Below are 16,999 nucleotides of genomic sequence, written 5' to 3' on the forward strand. Positions count from 1 at the left end.
AAAAACAAAAACAAATAAAACATATATAATGGAAGCATTAATTCACGATTTTTCCTTCGGTTTATTTTTCTGGTTACTGATTGTATTGGTGATCGTAGTTTTTTTATTGGGCAAATTTGCCTGGAAGCCAATCCTTGGTGCTCTAGATGAACGTGAAAAAGGTATCTCTGACGCATTGGAGTCCGCAGAAAAAGCTAAATTGGAAATGGCACGTTTGACTAATGAGAATGAGCAATTGTTGAAAGAAGCACGTGAAGAACGTGATGCTATTCTTAAAGAAGCAAAAAATCTTAAAGATAAAATTGTTGCTGAAGCTAAAGAAAGTGCACAAACTGAAGGCGCTAAGTTGATTGAAAATGCAAAGCGTGAGATTGAAGATCAAAAATTGAAAGCTCTAGCGGAAGTCAAAAACCAAGTTTCTTCGTTATCTTTGGATATCGCACGCAAAGTGTTAACTAAGGAGTTCGAGGATCAAAACAAGCAAGAAGCATTGGTTTCGGATTTGTTGAAAGACGTCAAGTTGAACTAATTCAGTGGTCAGTAATCAGCGTTCAGTCATCAGTGATTAGTAATCAATTTGTAGACTGATAGCTAGATGCTGAATACATTTTTAATTTTGACTTTTAAATTTTAACCGAGCTTTAGCGAGCTCATCATTTGATAATTTTTCAAACATGTCAGTATTCAAAGTTGCTTCAAGATACGCTAAATCCTTACTGGATCTCGCACAAGAGCAAGGCCATTTAGAGGCTGTCAAATCCGATATGGAGCAAATTGCCGCGGTGATTAAATCAAGCTCGGAATTGCAGGCTGTTTTAAATAATCCTATTATCAAGGTAGATAAGAAGCAAAATATCTTGTCGGCCCTATTTAAAGATAAAGTTAGACCAGAGGTTACTTCTTTCTTTGATATTATGATCAGAAAAGGTCGTGGCGAATTGGTTTACGCAACATCATTAGAGTTCATTCGCGAGTATAATGAACTGAAAAGTATTGTAAAGGCCGAGGTGTTATCAGCTGCAGCATTGTCACCTGAAAATCTAGCTGCACTAAAAGCTACTATCGGTCAACAGATCAATGCCGAGGTTATCTTGGTTAATAAGGTTGATCCGACGTTGATTGGTGGATTTGTTGTGAAAGTAGGCGATAGACAGGTTGATGCATCGCTCGCAGGAAAATTAAACAAACTAGAAAGACATTTCGTTACGCAGGGCGTTTAAACCGTGGTGCGAAATTGATAAAAGTAATAGAATCTAAAACCCCTTATACAAAGTTAAAATGATAGAGGTAAGACCAGATGAAGTTTCGGCAATTCTAAGAGAGCAATTGTCAGGCTTTAAGTCAGAAGCCGAATTAGAAGAAGTAGGTACCGTACTACAAGTAGGTGACGGTATTGCTCGTGTTTACGGCTTAACAAAAGTTCAATCCGGAGAGTTAGTTGAGTTTGCTAATGGATTACAAGGTATTGTAATGAACTTAGAAGAAGACAACGTAGGTGTCGTGCTTTTAGGTCCATCAGATGAGATTAAAGAAGGAGATACCATTAAACGTACCAACCGTATCGCATCTATTAAAGTAGGTGAAGGTATGTTGGGCCGGGTCGTAAACACATTGGGACAACCTATCGACGGTAAAGGACCAATTCAAGGCGAGACTTATGAAATGCCTATCGAGCGTAAAGCGCCAGGGGTACTTTTCCGTCAGCCGGTTACTGAGCCTTTACAGACGGGTATCAAGGCTATCGATGCGATGATTCCAGTAGGTCGTGGCCAGCGTGAGTTGGTAATCGGTGACCGTCAGACTGGTAAGACTGCGGTTTGTATCGATACGATCATCAACCAAAAAGAATTTTATGATGCAGGTCAGCCTGTATTCTGTATATATGTTGCTGTAGGACAGAAAAACTCTACAGTAGCGAATATCGTACGCGTATTGGAAGAAAAAGGTGCTATGGCTTACACTGTAGTTGTTGCAGCTTCTGCTGCAGAGCCAGCTCCTCTTCAATTCTACGCGCCAATGGCAGGTGCTGCTATCGGAGAGTTTTTCCGTGACACAGGTCGCCCAGCATTGATCGTATATGATGACTTGTCAAAACAAGCGGTAGCTTACCGTGAGGTTTCATTGTTGTTAAAGCGTCCTCCTGGACGTGAGGCTTACCCTGGAGACGTATTCTACCTTCACTCTCGTTTATTAGAGCGTGCTGCTAAGATCAACTCTTCAGATGCGATCGCTCGTGATATGAATGATTTGCCGGAGTCTATCAAACATTTGGTAAAAGGTGGCGGTTCATTGACAGCACTCCCTATCATTGAGACACAAGCAGGAGACGTATCAGCTTATATCCCTACCAACGTAATTTCGATTACAGATGGTCAGATTTTCTTGGAGTCTAACTTATTCAACGCAGGTATCCGTCCAGCGATCAACGTAGGTATCTCGGTATCACGTGTAGGTGGTAACGCACAGATTAAATCGATGAAAAAAGTTGCTGGTACCTTGAAGTTAGACCAGGCACAGTACCGCGAGTTAGAGGCTTTCGCTAAATTTGGTTCAGATTTAGATGCAGCGACTAAAGCCGTATTGGACAAAGGTGTACGTAACGTTCAGATCTTGAAACAAGGACAGTTCTCTCCAGTTTCTGTGGAGAAACAAGTTGCTATTATCTATGCAGGTACAAAAGGATTGTTGCGTAACGTCCCTGTAGATAAAGTAAGACAGTTTGAAGAAGAATACTTAACACAATTAGAACAACGTCATCCAGAAGTGTTGTCTGCTCTTAAAGCAGGTAAATTCTCTGATGAGTTGACAGATGTGTTAGAAACAGTAGCTAAAGAATTAGCTTCAAAATATTAATAAGTACAAGGTATTTAGTATTTAGTACTTAGATTTCTAGGTCTAAATACTAATTACTAAATACTTACTACTTAAATTGGAATATGGCAAATTTAAAAGAAGTAAGAAACCGGATTACGTCGGTTACATCCACGCAACAGATTACCAAAGCGATGAAGATGGTATCTGCTGCGAAATTAAAACGTGCGACAAATGCAATTGTGCAGTTACGTCCTTATGCCAATAAATTAAGAGATATTCTAGCTCAAGTATCCAGTTCTGTAGAAGGTAATGACTCTCCGTACACACAAGACCGTGTTCCCACTAAGGTATTGGTTGTCGTGGTGACCTCTAATCGAGGTTTAGCTGGAGCTTTCAATGCGAATGTTATTAAAGCAACGAATAATCTTATCTTCAGTAAATATGCGGAGCAGCATGCTCGTGGCAATCTAAGTATCGTTGCTATTGGTAAGCGTGGACACGATTTTTTCACTAAGCGTGGTTTTAATGTCATCGGTAATCATAACGAGCTTTTCAACGATCTTAATTTTGAAAATGTTTCTAAGGTTACGGAATATATTATGGACGAGTTTAAAGAAGGCAATATAGATCGCGTAGAAGTGGTTTATAATCAATTCCAGAATGCTGCGGTCCAAATATTAACTTCGGAACAGATTCTACCTTTGGTGCCGGAAGAAAAAGAAGAGAATGTAGCAGAGCTTGACTATATCATCGAACCATCAAAGGAAAAGATCATTGAAGAATTGATTCCTAAGGCGATCAAAATTCAATTGTATAAAGCGGTTTTAGATTCCAACGCTTCAGAACACGGAGCACGTATGACAGCTATGGATAAGGCTACTGAAAATGCTGGAGATTTATTGAAAGCATTGAAATTGTCTTACAACCAAGCACGTCAAGCGGCAATTACAACAGAGTTGACCGAGATCGTATCTGGTGCGGCAGCATTGTCAAATGGCTAATCTGTAACGATTAATGATTGATATTTAACTGTCAATGATAATCCTATAGAAAAGAAAGGCGTTGAAATTTTCAACGCCTTTCTTGTGTTTAATATAATAGCTTATAAGAGACTGCTTTTCAGCTATTGATAAATGGCTAGTAGCATTAACCACTAACCATTTATCATTAACCATTATTAAAATGCTCTCTCTTCTAAGTGTTTTTCCAGATCCATATAGTCGACGCCTTTGGACCACCAGGTAGGAGCTTCTTTACCTTTTAGATAGTGATCAAAGTACTCCATCATACGTACAGCATAATCTTTCTTATTTACTTCTTTTGCAAGTCCATGATTTTCGCCGTTGTAGGTAAGCATTACTACGGGTTTGTTAAGACGTCTTAGCCCGTTGTAGTACTCGACACCTTGTGTATAGTCGACAGCACCATCCTTATCGTTGTGCATAATGATAAGAGGCGTATTGACCTTCTTGATATGGAATATAGGCGAATTACGTGTATAGGCTTCCCAATTGTCCCAATAGCCGCTTGTAAGACGACCTTGGCTCGATTCGAAAATCGCTTGGTTCGAAGATCCTGAGTTCCAATAGATCAATGAATACATAGAGATCATATTCGTCAACGGAGCTCCTGCTACCGCTGCTTTAAAGATATTTGTCTGCGTGATTAAGAATGCCGTTTGGTAGCCACCCCAGGAGTGTCCATGTATAGCTACATTTTTCTCATCGACGATTCCTGTTGCGATTGCTGCTTTTACGGCAGGGATTACACAAGCTACGGCAGACATACCAGGGTCATTCAATTTGTATTTGATATCTGGCATCAATACAGCGTAACCGTTGCTATTGTACATCGCTCTGTTGAATCCTCCTCCTGGATATCCCGGTTGTGCATAGGTGTTTTTATCGTCTGTGAGTCGTTCGTAGATATAGGTGATAGTCGGATACGATTGGCCCTCTACATAGTTCGCAGGAAGGTACAGGGTTGCTTGCAACGTATCGCCGTGATCGCTGACATAAGTAATCAGTTTAGAACCGGCGGATAAAGCATACTTGTCATTGTTATCCCTGTTTTTCGTCAGTTGGTTTTCATTATTTAAGAATTTATCCTGACTTACAAAATATTCCGGAGCTTGGTTGCTGCTCTCTTTGATGTAAAAGAACGTATTGCTGTTTTTTACTTTATTTACAGAGCTCATGTTGATATCATCGAGCTTTAGGATCTGCATTTTGCTATGACCAGCAGGTAGATAGGCTATTCCTTTTTGCTTGGTTTCCTGGTTAAGGATGGTGAAATACTGATCTTTTTTTAGATCAATATTTTCATCATCTTCATATAGATTGCTAACACCTCTGGTGGTGAGTTTTTTGCTTTTCCAGTCGTCCGTTAGCGTTGCAGCTGATTTGCCGTCTGCAGATACTTTCCATAGGTCAAAGTTGTCCTTCAGTAATACATACTTCCCGTCAGCGGTCCATCCATAGTTGGTAGTTGCTACTTTAGAGACATTGTGGTCATCATAAATGTCAATAAAAGAAGAAGGGATATTCTCTGTAATATTCTTTTGCTGTGAAGTGTTTACATTCAAAGTATAGTAATTACCATCATTATAATACAACAGGAAATCACTGTTTGGCGAGAAAGCAAAGCCACGCGAAGCGTTCATATATAACTTTTTAATCGCAAGTTTTTTAGATCCTGTTTTTACATCTACGATGTAAAGATCTCCATAGCCCTGTCCATCCAGATTTGCTTCGTACTCGTAAGGACTGAAATCTAACCCGTATCCGATTGATTGGTTGGGCGCTAGGGCAACAGATTTTATGGCGCTGTCCGCTAAAGAAACAAATTTGTTGGATGCAACATTCCATGCACTCATGATCATGAAATTCTTATCTCTTTGCAATTGCGTACGTTGGGCCGATTGCAAACGCTTGTCTTGCCAGTTCCAGATAATCATATCTGGTTTTTCAAGATCTTTTTTGTTGATCTGTGGTTTCGCAGGTGCAGCTTTCGCAAGTTTTGTTTTTACCGAATCTGTGGCGACACTATCCTTGACAGCAAGCTTCGTATTCGTTGAATCTTTACCTAAATCATCAATTTTCTTTTCGGTACTTTTTGGTTCTTCCGTTTTTTCCAGTTTCGCAATGCCAAAAAATACGGTACTTAGATCTTTACTCCAGGAGGCTCCAGTATTCTGACTGATACCGTATCCCGCCATGATCTGATTCTCATCCAGGCCGGAATAGGTAAATACCTCTGCTTGTTGTCCTTTTATGTTCTTAACACCGATCAACGAATATACCGGAGTTTTGTATTTTTTATCTTTTTTAGATTTTAGGAGAGCGAATGCGTTACCTTCTTTATTCCAGTTGATCTTGGAGAAGTTGGCTTCGTCATTTTGTAAAGCTGAGGTCAGACCTGTGGTCATGTCCATCAGAAAGATACCATTACCATTCTTGCCGTTAGCATCTACGGTGTAGGCGAGATATTGCCCCGATTTGTTGAATTTGTAATCGCTGACATTCCCTAGGTTAAAGCTTTTCTTTGTCTGGAGATTGTACAACAATAAGTCTGCACCGCGACCTGAGTCCTCACCTCTAGGTGCTCCGGGAGCGCTTGGCGTGCTATCGAAGCGGATTGCGATCCATTTGTTGTCGTCATTAGAAAAAGTAAAGCTTTGTACTTTGTCAAAGCTCAACGATGCGGTATCTTTTAATGCAACGATTTTTAGTTTTTTACTACTAGGTCGTTTTGCTTTTTCATTTGCTTTTATTTCTTTAAAGCCCGGTGACTCGTAAAACCCGATATATTGGCTGTTATTTGAAAAAGTAATAGGTGAGCTTTGTCCACCGATTTTATAATTATAGTTAAGCGTATCGGTTGTACTTCTGAGCGTAAGTGTTAGGTCTCCCTCAGAGGGGCCTGATACGTAGGCAAACCAGTTCCCATTTGCGGATGGTTGTGCACCATTCATCCGGATGTAATGCCATGATGGAATTTCTTGCCATGACAATGGCTTTTTCCCTTCTTGCGCATGAGGTAGCAACCAAGCTAACTGACACGCAAAGAATAATATCGATTTTTTGTTCATCAATAAAAATAAGTTAGAATTTTAGCCCCTAAAATATTGATTTTTAAGCGAGAAATGATACGGTTTAGCAATTGTATGGAATATTTTACGATGTATTTGGTACTTTTGTAATCATAAGAATATTTAGATGAAAATTTGGCAAAAAAATATAGATGTAGACGCTTTCGTCGAATCCTTTACGGTAGGGAATGATAGAGAAATGGATCTTAAGCTAGCGGAAGCTGATGTACTGGGCTCTCTGGCTCATACACGTATGTTAAACCATATAGGTTTGTTGACTAATGAAGATCTGATGGCTGTACAGGCTGAGCTTAAAACGATCTATGCCGAAATACAGGGTGGTATGTTCCAGATAGAGGATAGTGTGGAAGATGTACACTCGCAAGTAGAAATGATGCTTACGCAGCGTATAGGAGAGGCCGGTAAGAAGATTCACTCCGGCAGGTCCCGTAATGATCAGGTACTTGTCGATCTGAAGCTATATTTTAGAGCTGAAATTCAGCGACTTTTCGCTAGCACCGAGAATCTGTTTAACCGATTATTATCCCTGAGTAAAGAACATCAACATGTATTAATGCCGGGATATACACATTTGCAGATAGCGATGCCTTCTTCTTTTGGGCTTTGGTTTGGTGCTTATGCGGAGAGTTTGGTGGATGATCTACACCTGTTGAAGGCAGCCTGGACAGTGAGCAATAAGAATCCCTTGGGTTCTGCTGCGGGATACGGTTCCTCGTTTCCGCTGAATCGGACGATGACTACGGAGCTCTTAGGTTTTGAAGATCTTAATTATAATGTGGTGTATGCACAGATGGGGAGAGGGAAGACGGAACGTATAGTCGCTCAGGCCATGAGTTCAGTCGCTGCTACATTAGCCAAATTTGCCATGGATATCACGCTGTATATCAATCAGAACTTTGGCTTTATTTCTTTTCCGGCGCATCTGACGACAGGGTCGAGTATCATGCCTCATAAAAAGAACCCAGATGTGTTTGAACTCATTCGCTCCCGTTGTAATAAGATACAGGCTCTGCCCAATGAGATCGCTATGATGACGACCAATCTACCTATGGGATACCATCGGGATCTACAGTTGCTGAAGGAAAATCTGTTTCCTGCTTTCGACTCTTTAAATGATTGTTTGGAAATAGCAGCCTTTATGTTAGAACATATCTCCATAAAGGATAATATCTTAGCCGACCCAAAATATGATTATTTATTTAGTGTGGAGGTGGTCAATAATGAGGTGTTGAAGGGGATCCCATTCCGTGAGGCCTATAAGAATATTGGTTTAGCTATTGAAGAGGGAACTTTTAAGCCGGCTAAGGAAGTGCAGCATACGCATGAAGGCAGTATCGGTAACCTTTGCAACGATCATATCGAGCGCATGTTTGAAGAGGTCAAAGCTCAATTCGGTTTTGAGAAGGTCGAGCGGGCGTTGGATGCGCTATTAAGTTAGTACCATAAGCGGACTGGATGGTGATGAAGAAACAAGAGCGTAAAACTTATAGAGGAGAGAAGAACGACAAGGAGCGTACTATGGGGAAGCTACTGGCGTCTATTGGTAAGGTACTCAGCGAGAAAGGTTATACAGGACTCACCGTTTCAAATATTGCGAAGGAGGCAAATGTAGATCGTAAGCTCATAGCGCTGTACTTTGGTAGTCTAGATAATTTAGTCGAAACTTATATCAAAGGGAAGGATTACTGGTTAACGCCAGGCCTTAATGTAGGTGGAGATCTAATGGATATACCATCTAAAGGTACTAAAGAGTTTTTAGAATCTCTTCTGTTATATCAGATGGATAGTTTGATGAAAAGTCCAGAGATGCGGGAAGTAATACTCTGGCAAATTAGCGAAAAGTCGGAGATAATGTCGCATGTATTCCAAGAGCGGGAGAAAATGAGTAGTTTGTTTTTCGCTTCTGCTGACAAGGAAATTGGAGACAAGAATATCGATTTACGCGCAATAAGTAGTGTCTTGGTTGCGGCGATATATTACCTCGTCTTACATGCTGAGCGGACAGATAGTACGGTCTGTGAAATTGATATCTCAAAGCCTGAAGGTATGAATCGTATAAAGGAGGCTATTAAGCAAATAATAAGCTCGGTCTATGATTAGCCCCTGAGAAGATCTTAATCGTATAACTGCCACAGGTTATAAAGAGCATAAAATTTAAACCTTTTAGTAGTCAACTTATTTTAACGTTTTATAACGATTGAAGTTAAAAGATGTGAATCTAGTTTTGTAATTTACCCTTTGATGGGAAAATTATATACATTTGATTTTGTTTACATTAATAAGCGTATACAGGTCTCATCAATAGAGAGGTCTGATAGAAATAGACGCGTTTAACTTATAAAATCAAATCAATATGAAAAACTTTACTAAGCGAATGACATTATCTTGGTTAGCTTTGTGCATTAATCTTATTATTTACAATGAGGGATACGGGCAAACCAAACCAAAATGGTACGTAGTCGGAGGAGCAGGAGCGACTGCGCTTCGTGATTTTAGCACAACATTTGGGGATCTCCAATATGATGTAACAGAGAGCAATGCTTCATTATCGTATAAGTTGGAAAGTAGACCAAGCTTTTTAATCAATGGAGGTGCTGGACTATCAGGTACTTTTGTTGATAATGGAACGTTAGGATGGGATATTGGACTCAATCTAAGAAGTGCAGGTTTTAAATTGACTCCAGAGCTACTCGAACAGAAAGGAGAATTGTCAGATTTTTACAACGATATGTTGCCTGAATTTGGTAAGACAAAGGAGTTTAGATATTTCGCGGTTCATCTACCTGTGTCATTCACCTATCTTCCTTTTGAGCATGTAGGTTTTAAGGTTGGCGCAGATCTTTATTATCAATTCTCCTCCAATATTACGAACGATCAGATTCCTTTTGGTGTACTTGGAGAAACGATGGGCCTAACGACGCATTATATTCCCAAATATGGACGTCCTTTCCAAGCGGGTGCGCATGTTGGTGTATTTGCTCCTATCAATGATAGACTTCGTGTAGATCTGGATTTCTTTACAGACATAACTCCTAGGCTTAAAATAAGGCCGGCCAATCCAGGGGTATCTGATTTTAATTTTAGGGAGATGGGGGTTCGGTTGAATACCCGCTATTATCTGAAATAAAGAGAGTCTTTTGACGCTCTATTCCGTTGTTTTTTCTTTTGTCTCGTCCTGAGTAAGCTTACATAAAACATACTATTTCAGGACACGGTAATTTTTTAATACAAAAAAATAAATCAGAATGAAGTATTTAAAGTTTTTGTTAATTATGTCTTTTAGTGTGTTGTTTTTTACCAATTGTAAAAAAACTGATGGGATATCAACCCCACCGGATTTCAATCCTAAGGATTTAATACTTACGTCAGGTAACGAAGTGGTGGAGCTGAAATCGAAAAATGATGTAAATTGGTGGTTGACAAATTTTAAAATAAATGGGAAATTGATTAGAAATGAAGACTGGGACAATACAACCGGGCTGATTTATTCGACGGTTTCAGAGAAAGATCCCGTTAATCCTAATTCTCATTATAATGGTATCAATAAGATAGAGTTTGAGGATTGGTTTATTTGGGAAAAAGAAAGTAATACTTTAATTAAAATTTATTTTAAGGATAATATTGGGGATAGCGATCGTTCTTTTGAATTTGACGCTAGTGTTGGAAATTCCAGTGATAAAATAAATATAAAGCAAAAAGGTAAAGAATAATCCCATCCAAATCTTTATTACATGATGGAGAATGAAGGAAAGCGTACGACACCAAACTTTCCCATTTCTGCTAAGTTTGGATATAGGTTTTAGTACCATTACTAAGGAATGTTTGCGTATTTGTTTGTATATTAGGATTGTATATCCTAAATGATGAGCATGACTATTCTCGAAGTATTGCGGCCGTGTTTGCGTGAAGGTAACTGCTATTCCGCAGCTTCTGCAATAGATAACCTTTATTTTAGATTTCTACAGGAACACGGATCCACTTGTGTTGCTGCTGGGCTCCATGCAGTTTACAATACGTTAGCAGCGCTAAAATGTATAGAGATTAAAGGAAACTTGGAACAATCCGAACCATTTGAGCTGATTCAGGAGAGGGAGGGATTGTGGCTGGTGTTTCAGCATCTAGGTAAGTCTATACTCAATGACGGGCGTGTGCATCACCTCGAATCGGCAACCTACCTCGGGGTAACCTGCCAGGACAGTAACACGATTTTGCAGCTGGATCGGGGGAAGAACTGGCTCACGGTGATTGGTATAGACGGTGGTAGGCTTTCAGATCTCCGGGAAGAGTACACCAATATCGCCCAGCTTTTCTCTATAGATGGTAGCCGAAGTCTGATACCCCGTCTGATAGGCTATAAACAAAAGCGGATATTTGAGAGGATCCAACAGCTTGCCACTAATGCTTATTCACTCCCTATAGCGATCGCTTATCATGTTAACCAATTGGTTTTTCTTTTTGATCAAGAGCTTGGTGCAGTAGAAAAGAATACCGCACATCAGGAGGTGGCGTTATATTATCGGGCGCTGACGTATATTAAGGAACATTTTCTCGATGCTAAGATACCTCGAAAGGAAATCGCTGATGAGCTCTGTGTTCATGAAAGAACGCTAACACGGGCTTTTGAACAAAAGAAGGTTACTATTAGTGAGATGATCCAACTGGTACGTTTGGATAAAGCTAGAGAGTGGGTGAGGCATACGGATAGGTCCATCGGGCAGATAGCGGAGTGTTTGCATTTTGAAGATTTAGACCGTTTTGAAGACGCTTATCATATGCTATATAAGGTTTATCCAAAAGAGGATCGGGATAAACAATCTATGAACAAACCCGAAATGTAGTTTGCTTTTACATGTATGTAAATTGGTTTTACGTCGTTGTAAAGAGCGTTTACGTATAGGTGTTTTGCTTTTACATGTATGTAAATTGGTTTTACGTCGTTGTAAAGAGCGTTTACGTATAGGTGTTTTGCTTTTACATGTATGTAAATTGGTTTTACGTCGTTGTAAAGAGCTTGTACGTATAGGTGTTTTGCTTTTACATGTATGTAAATTGGTTTTACGTCGTTGTAAAGAGCGTTTACGTATAGGTGTTTTGCTTTTACATGTATGTAAATTGGTTTTACATCGTTGTAAAGAGTGTGTACCTATAGGTGTTTTGCTTTTACATGTATGTAAATTGGTTTTACATCGTTGTAAAGAGTGTGTACCTATAGGTATTTTGCTTTTACATGTATGTAAATTGGTTTTACGTCGTTGTAAAGAGCGTGTACCTATAGGTGTTTTGCTTTTGCATGTATGTAAATTGGTTTTACATCGTTGTAAAGAGCGTGTACCTATAGGTGCTTTGCTTTGGGCAGTATCCCATAAAGTGTGTAAGTCGTTAATTTAGTTGCTCTAGATTCTGCGTTGTTGCAATTCCAAAAGATATAAAGTATTGGGCCTATAAGAAAAATAAAACGCGTTATTGCCACTTTAGACTGCTTTTTTGATGAAATTTTTGAAATGAGACAAGAACATTTTTGTAGATGCTCTTTTTATGTCCCATAACTTTTCGCCTTTTATGGGGTTCTGTTTACACCTTTGTATCGTTAGCTAACAGGATTTATAAATTAATGTTTTACAAAATTTAAAAAAACAAGGTTATGAGAAGACCAACAACAGATTTTAGAAATTTAGATTCAGCACAACTGATTCAGTTTGGAGAAGAAATTGTCAAAAAGATGGAAGAGCATGATGCCGTTTTTGTGACCCCGACTCCCTCATTAACAGTAATGAGTGCGGCGATTGTCGACTTTAGAAAGGCGGTAGCGAATGCGGCTTTCAATGATCGACAGGCTATATCGGCTCGCAGAGAAAGCCGTGCAGAGCTGGAATATCTGATCAATGAGCTATCTAAGTATGTAGATACTATGGCTAGGGGTAATCCGACAATTATTTTGAGCGCCGGTTTTGTACCGTCGAAAGAAGTAGATTATTCAATGGGTCTGAATCCCAAGGCTCTAAACCTAAGGGTAGAACCGGCTGGATTAGGAACTATGCGGGTCGTCGCTAAGATCGAACCTTGGAAAAAGGCGCGCTACTATCAGTTTGAGTTCCGTAAGAAAGGGGCGGAAACGGAATGGGAAAAAGTACTGAGCACAAAGGCTGTACTGGAGATTAGTAACTTGGTCGCATTTGAAGAGTACGAATTCAGGGTTACTTATCTGGGGAGGGATACGAATCCGAATTATTCGGATGTCATTTCTACATTTGCGCTTTAACCTGACAAGGAGGTGCCTCTTCCTATTTATGAGGCATCTCCTTTTAATGGCCTTTTAAAAAGATTATTTACAGATGAAATATCCATATAGCAGCAACTTGACAAACATCAATGATCGTTATCTGGATATCCCATCCCGACAAGTCGGGACAAGTTAATGACCATTGAAAGTCAAATTATTTACAAATGAAAACCATTATTAAAGACCATCCCTTACGGACTATTATCCTTGATTTTGACCTGGATAAAAAAGCTCCCGACTTTGAAACCAAAGCGCTGATTGCTTACTATGATATGCACGACAAGACATGGGAAACCAAGCAGAAGCTCTTCGAACATAAGGACAAGCTTTTTGAGCTGGATATACAGCTTACAGAATCGGAGTATATGCTGTTGCCGATCGAACAGCAACTGGATTTCCTTGAAGTCGGATTACAGATCGTAGAAGGCGTGGAACTTCCTCCTTTTGAAGAAGAATTCAGTATAGATGTGGGGGACTTTATCCGCGAAGTAATATATCATAACCAAGCAATGGTAGATCTACATGAGGATCTGATAGCGGAATGGAAATGGTTTGATAGTTGGGCGGATTTTATTTATGAGCATGAAGACTGGTGTACTCCGGGTCAGAATGATCTGATACATGAAGTGTACCGCCGCTATGAAGAGGTGTCGGTGGATATTGTGACATTGGACAATGACCAACAGGACTTTTTTGGTGCGCATGGGGAGGTACGTCAACTTCAAAACGAATATTTTGATTATGGCGATCAGATATTTGGGATGTATAACCGTATCAAACAACGGGCAGAAAAAGCTTATAAAAGAGCCGAGCGACTACAAAAGCATGTGGATAAAAATTTTCCGTCAAAATAATAAGATATAGTTGTGTGGCGACGCACAACTATATCTTATTATTGCTTTTCCCACACCTCGAAAGTATAGTCGTAGGCGTGTTTTTCATCCGCTGTATGTTTTTCCTGACTGGTCAGGCTCCATTCTGCGGGAGAAAGTTCCGGAAAGAAAGCATCTCCATTGATGGACGCATGAACTCGGGTCAATAATACGCGCTGCGCCAAAGGAAGTGTCTGTTGATAGATATTTGCCCCACCTATAATAAATATTTCTCTTTCATCGCGGCAATAGGTTAAAACCTCCTGTATACTATTAGCGACGTCTACATCCCTATTGCTGTAATGTTGGTCTCTGGTGAGGACAATATTTCGACGTTCGGGTAGTGGTTTCCCAATGGATTCAAAGGTCTTACGGCCCATTATCACAGAATGGCCAAGAGTTGTCTTTTTAAAGTATTTAAAATCGTTGGGCAGGTGCCAAGGCATTTGATTGTCTTTTCCTATGGCATTGTTTTCCGCAGCTGCGACGATTAGTGTTATTTTGGTACTCACGAAGCAAAAATTAAAAAGTAAAAATTAAAAAAGTCTACACTTCGAAATATTCACTATACCGCTACCGGAGCTTTGATATGTGGATGAAACTCATAGTTCACTAATTCGAAGTCTTCGAATTTGAACTCGAATATGTCTTTAACTTCGGGATTGATCTTCATTTGTGGGAGTGCTTTTGGTTCTCTCGATAATTGTAATTCGGTCTGCTCGAAGTGATTGCTATAGATATGTGCGTCACCCAAAGTGTGGACGAAGTCTGCCGCCTCCATATCACAGACCTGTGCAACCATCATGGTTAACAGGGCATAAGAAGCGATATTGAAAGGTACACCTAGGAAAATATCAGCACTCCGTTGGTATAATTGACAGGAGAGTTGCGGTTTTAATAGTCCTTTCTCTGGTTGTGCCGGTGCTACGTTAAACTGGAAGAAGGCATGACATGGGGGAAGAGCCATATTGCCGATTTCAGCTACATTCCAAGCGGATACAATGATGCGACGGGAGTCAGGCGTATTTTTAAGCTGCTGGATGATTTGCGCAATCTGGTCGATATGCCCACCGTCTGGAGTAGGCCAAGAACGCCATTGGGAACCGTACACCGGGCCTAAATTGCCATTTTCATCAGCCCATTCATCCCATATGCTTACGCCATTCTCTTTGAGGTACTGGATATTGGTCTCCCCTTTCAAGAACCAGATCAACTCGTGGATGATAGAACGAAGGTGTAGTTTTTTCGTCGTTACTAAAGGGAAGCCTTCTTTTAAGTTGAAACGCATCTGATAGCCAAAAACACCACGTGTACCTGTCCCTGTTCTGTCTGTTTTGTCGACGCCCTCTGTATATACGTGTTGGAGTAAATCTAGATATTGTTTCATTTTATGATCTTGTTTTTTGCTGATTTGCTAATATGCAGATAGGCGAATTAGCAAGTATGTTCAAAGCTAAGGAAATTACAGCTAATGTTGAAATCCTTTGATTTATTACTGTCATGGTCATCTCATTTCTGCAATCTATTAATCGAAATCTAAAATCTGAAATATCATATCTATAAAAATGTGTATTTTTGCAAAATTATCATGAATAAGAAAGTCGCTTTTTACACATTGGGATGTAAGCTGAATTTTTCAGAAACTTCCTCTATAGGTCGTATTTTTAAGGATGCGGGTTATGAAACTACACCTTTTAACTCGCAGGCAGATGTGTATGTCATCAATACCTGCTCGGTGACGGATCACGCGGATAAGAAATGCCGTAAAGTGGTGAAAGAAGCGTTAAAGCATTCACCTAATGCTTATATTACGATTGTAGGCTGCTATGCGCAATTGAAACCCAAGGAGATTTCGGAGATTCCTGGTGTGGATATGGTATTAGGCGCTGCGGAGAAATTTAATATTATCGAACATATTAATGATCTGACCAAGCAGGAGAAAGCTATTATTCATAATGCACCTATAGACGAGACCAATCAGTTTGTATCCGCATTCTCGATTGGTGATCGTACGCGTACTTTTTTGAAAGTCCAGGATGGTTGTGACTATTCGTGTACTTTTTGTACCATACCGTTGGCCCGTGGCACATCCCGTTCCGGCAAAATAGACGATATTGTAAAGCAGGCGGAAGAGATAGCGGCTTCAGGTGTTAAAGAGATTGTATTGACCGGGGTGAATATAGGGGATTTTGGAATCCGTGACGGTAAGCGTCAAGATAAATTTTTGGATCTGGTAAAAGCACTGGATGAAGTGGAAGGGATCGACCGTATACGTATTTCGTCTATTGAACCTAATTTATTAGCCAATGAGGTGATCGAGTTTGTTGCTCGGTCGAAGCGCTTTGTGCCTCATTTTCACATGCCTCTACAATCTGGTAGCAATAAGATATTAGCGAAGATGCGTAGACGTTATAAACGTGAACTATATGCCGAGCGGGTTGACAAAATTAAAGCATTGATGCCCAATTGCTGTATTGGGGTAGATGTCATTGTGGGATTTCCGGGGGAGACAAGAGAAGATTTTATAGATACTTATAATTTCTTGAACGAGATGGATATTTCCTATTTACATGTCTTTACCTATTCGGAACGGGAAAATACCATAGCTGCGCAGATGGAAGGTGCGGTACCGGGAGGACAACGTTCAGACCGCAGTAAAATGCTCCATATATTATCAGAGAAAAAGCGTCGTGCTTTTTATGAGGAAAACCTGACTGGGGTGGGCGAGGTATTATTTGAGTCTGATATTAAAGATGGTTATATGCATGGTTTCTCTAAGAATTATGTAAAGGTACGCACGGCATATGACCCGCTTTTAGTGAATGAAATCGTTCCGGTACGGTTTGTTTCTATCTCCGAGAATGGAGAAGTTGATATTGAAGAATTGCCCGAAATACTGGCACATTAAATAAGAAAAGAAAA

Annotated in this window: 15 protein-coding genes; 12 read left to right on the forward strand and 3 right to left on the reverse strand. The window is 39.9% G+C overall.

The window, feature by feature from the left end:
* The first annotated feature begins 28 nt into the window (after positions 1-28).
* The 4 genes from JKG61_RS05120 (at position 29) to atpG (ending at position 3,815) form a co-directional block, all read left to right on the forward strand.
* A complete protein-coding gene (locus JKG61_RS05120; RefSeq protein WP_202101897.1) occupies positions 29-529 on the forward strand; it encodes a F0F1 ATP synthase subunit B in 501 nt (166 codons plus the stop codon).
* A 145-nt stretch (positions 530-674) separates the two neighbouring features.
* Positions 675-1,220, forward strand: coding sequence for an ATP synthase F1 subunit delta (gene atpH / locus JKG61_RS05125; RefSeq protein WP_202101898.1), 546 nt, complete (start codon positions 675-677; stop codon positions 1,218-1,220).
* Between the two features lie 58 nt (positions 1,221-1,278).
* Positions 1,279-2,853 carry a F0F1 ATP synthase subunit alpha gene (gene atpA / locus JKG61_RS05130; RefSeq protein WP_202101899.1) on the forward strand — a complete coding sequence of 525 codons (1,575 nt, stop codon included), beginning with the start codon at positions 1,279-1,281 and terminating at the stop codon, positions 2,851-2,853.
* An 83-nt stretch (positions 2,854-2,936) separates the two neighbouring features.
* Positions 2,937-3,815 carry an ATP synthase F1 subunit gamma gene (gene atpG, locus JKG61_RS05135; protein WP_202101900.1) on the forward strand — a complete coding sequence of 293 codons (879 nt, stop codon included), beginning with the start codon at positions 2,937-2,939 and terminating at the stop codon, positions 3,813-3,815.
* Positions 3,816-3,991: 176 nt separating this feature from the next.
* Here the strand turns inward: atpG and JKG61_RS05140 are convergent, their stop codons facing one another.
* Positions 3,992-6,904, reverse strand: coding sequence for an alpha/beta hydrolase family protein (locus JKG61_RS05140; RefSeq protein WP_202101901.1), 2,913 nt, complete (start codon positions 6,902-6,904; stop codon positions 3,992-3,994).
* Positions 6,905-7,031: 127 nt separating this feature from the next.
* On the opposite strand from JKG61_RS05140, the gene argH reads away from it, so the two are divergent.
* The 7 genes from argH to JKG61_RS05175 all read left to right on the forward strand — a co-directional run bounded on the left by argH (position 7,032) and on the right by JKG61_RS05175 (position 14,059).
* Positions 7,032-8,363, forward strand: coding sequence for an argininosuccinate lyase (argH, locus tag JKG61_RS05145; RefSeq protein WP_202101902.1), 1,332 nt, complete (start codon positions 7,032-7,034; stop codon positions 8,361-8,363).
* 23 nt (positions 8,364-8,386) lie between these two features.
* Entirely contained in the window at positions 8,387-9,025 is a 639-nt protein-coding gene (locus tag JKG61_RS05150; protein WP_202101903.1) for a TetR/AcrR family transcriptional regulator, read from the forward strand.
* 253 nt (positions 9,026-9,278) lie between these two features.
* Positions 9,279-10,052, forward strand: a complete 774-nt coding sequence (locus JKG61_RS05155) for a hypothetical protein (protein WP_202101904.1) — start codon at positions 9,279-9,281, stop codon at positions 10,050-10,052.
* A gap of 118 nt (positions 10,053-10,170) precedes the next feature.
* Entirely contained in the window at positions 10,171-10,635 is a 465-nt protein-coding gene (locus JKG61_RS05160) for a hypothetical protein (protein ID WP_202101905.1), read from the forward strand.
* Positions 10,636-10,794: 159 nt separating this feature from the next.
* On the forward strand, positions 10,795-11,763 hold the full coding sequence (locus JKG61_RS05165) for a helix-turn-helix transcriptional regulator (RefSeq protein ID WP_202101906.1): 969 nt from the start codon (positions 10,795-10,797) through the stop codon (positions 11,761-11,763).
* An 803-nt stretch (positions 11,764-12,566) separates the two neighbouring features.
* Complete coding sequence (locus tag JKG61_RS05170; protein ID WP_202101907.1) at positions 12,567-13,184, forward strand: hypothetical protein; 618 nt, start codon at positions 12,567-12,569, stop codon at positions 13,182-13,184.
* Positions 13,185-13,369: 185 nt separating this feature from the next.
* The gene (locus tag JKG61_RS05175) at positions 13,370-14,059 is read left to right on the forward strand and encodes a hypothetical protein (protein ID WP_202101908.1); all 690 of its coding nucleotides are present in this window, start codon (positions 13,370-13,372) and stop codon (positions 14,057-14,059) included.
* Positions 14,060-14,097: 38 nt separating this feature from the next.
* On the opposite strand, the gene folA is transcribed toward JKG61_RS05175, so the two are convergent.
* Positions 14,098-14,589, reverse strand: coding sequence for a type 3 dihydrofolate reductase (gene folA / locus JKG61_RS05180; protein ID WP_317192383.1), 492 nt, complete (start codon positions 14,587-14,589; stop codon positions 14,098-14,100).
* Positions 14,590-14,642: 53 nt separating this feature from the next.
* Complete coding sequence (locus JKG61_RS05185) at positions 14,643-15,464, reverse strand: thymidylate synthase (RefSeq protein WP_202101909.1); 822 nt, start codon at positions 15,462-15,464, stop codon at positions 14,643-14,645.
* 201 nt (positions 15,465-15,665) lie between these two features.
* Between JKG61_RS05185 and mtaB the strand changes: the two genes are divergently transcribed.
* On the forward strand, positions 15,666-16,985 hold the full coding sequence (gene mtaB, locus JKG61_RS05190; RefSeq protein ID WP_202101910.1) for a tRNA (N(6)-L-threonylcarbamoyladenosine(37)-C(2))-methylthiotransferase MtaB: 1,320 nt from the start codon (positions 15,666-15,668) through the stop codon (positions 16,983-16,985).
* The last annotated feature ends 14 nt before the right edge of the window (positions 16,986-16,999 follow it).

This window comes from Sphingobacterium faecale, from assembly GCF_016746095.1.
Lineage (GTDB): Bacteria > Bacteroidota > Bacteroidia > Sphingobacteriales > Sphingobacteriaceae > Sphingobacterium > Sphingobacterium faecale.

Coding starts and splice junctions, on each gene's coding strand:
- JKG61_RS05150 (WP_202101903.1), top strand. CDS start 8,387: ATGAAGAAACAAGAGCGTAAAACTTATAGAGGAGAGAAGAACGACAAG.
- JKG61_RS05140 (WP_202101901.1), bottom strand. CDS start 6,904: ATGAACAAAAAATCGATATTATTCTTTGCGTGTCAGTTAGCTTGGTTG.
- JKG61_RS05160 (WP_202101905.1), top strand. CDS start 10,171: ATGAAGTATTTAAAGTTTTTGTTAATTATGTCTTTTAGTGTGTTGTTT.
- JKG61_RS05185 (WP_202101909.1), bottom strand. CDS start 15,464: ATGAAACAATATCTAGATTTACTCCAACACGTATATACAGAGGGCGTC.
- JKG61_RS05165 (WP_202101906.1), top strand. CDS start 10,795: ATGACTATTCTCGAAGTATTGCGGCCGTGTTTGCGTGAAGGTAACTGC.
- JKG61_RS05175 (WP_202101908.1), top strand. CDS start 13,370: ATGAAAACCATTATTAAAGACCATCCCTTACGGACTATTATCCTTGAT.
- atpG (WP_202101900.1), top strand. CDS start 2,937: ATGGCAAATTTAAAAGAAGTAAGAAACCGGATTACGTCGGTTACATCC.
- JKG61_RS05170 (WP_202101907.1), top strand. CDS start 12,567: ATGAGAAGACCAACAACAGATTTTAGAAATTTAGATTCAGCACAACTG.
- atpH (WP_202101898.1), top strand. CDS start 675: ATGTCAGTATTCAAAGTTGCTTCAAGATACGCTAAATCCTTACTGGAT.
- atpA (WP_202101899.1), top strand. CDS start 1,279: ATGATAGAGGTAAGACCAGATGAAGTTTCGGCAATTCTAAGAGAGCAA.
- mtaB (WP_202101910.1), top strand. CDS start 15,666: ATGAATAAGAAAGTCGCTTTTTACACATTGGGATGTAAGCTGAATTTT.
- argH (WP_202101902.1), top strand. CDS start 7,032: ATGAAAATTTGGCAAAAAAATATAGATGTAGACGCTTTCGTCGAATCC.
- JKG61_RS05155 (WP_202101904.1), top strand. CDS start 9,279: ATGAAAAACTTTACTAAGCGAATGACATTATCTTGGTTAGCTTTGTGC.
- JKG61_RS05120 (WP_202101897.1), top strand. CDS start 29: ATGGAAGCATTAATTCACGATTTTTCCTTCGGTTTATTTTTCTGGTTA.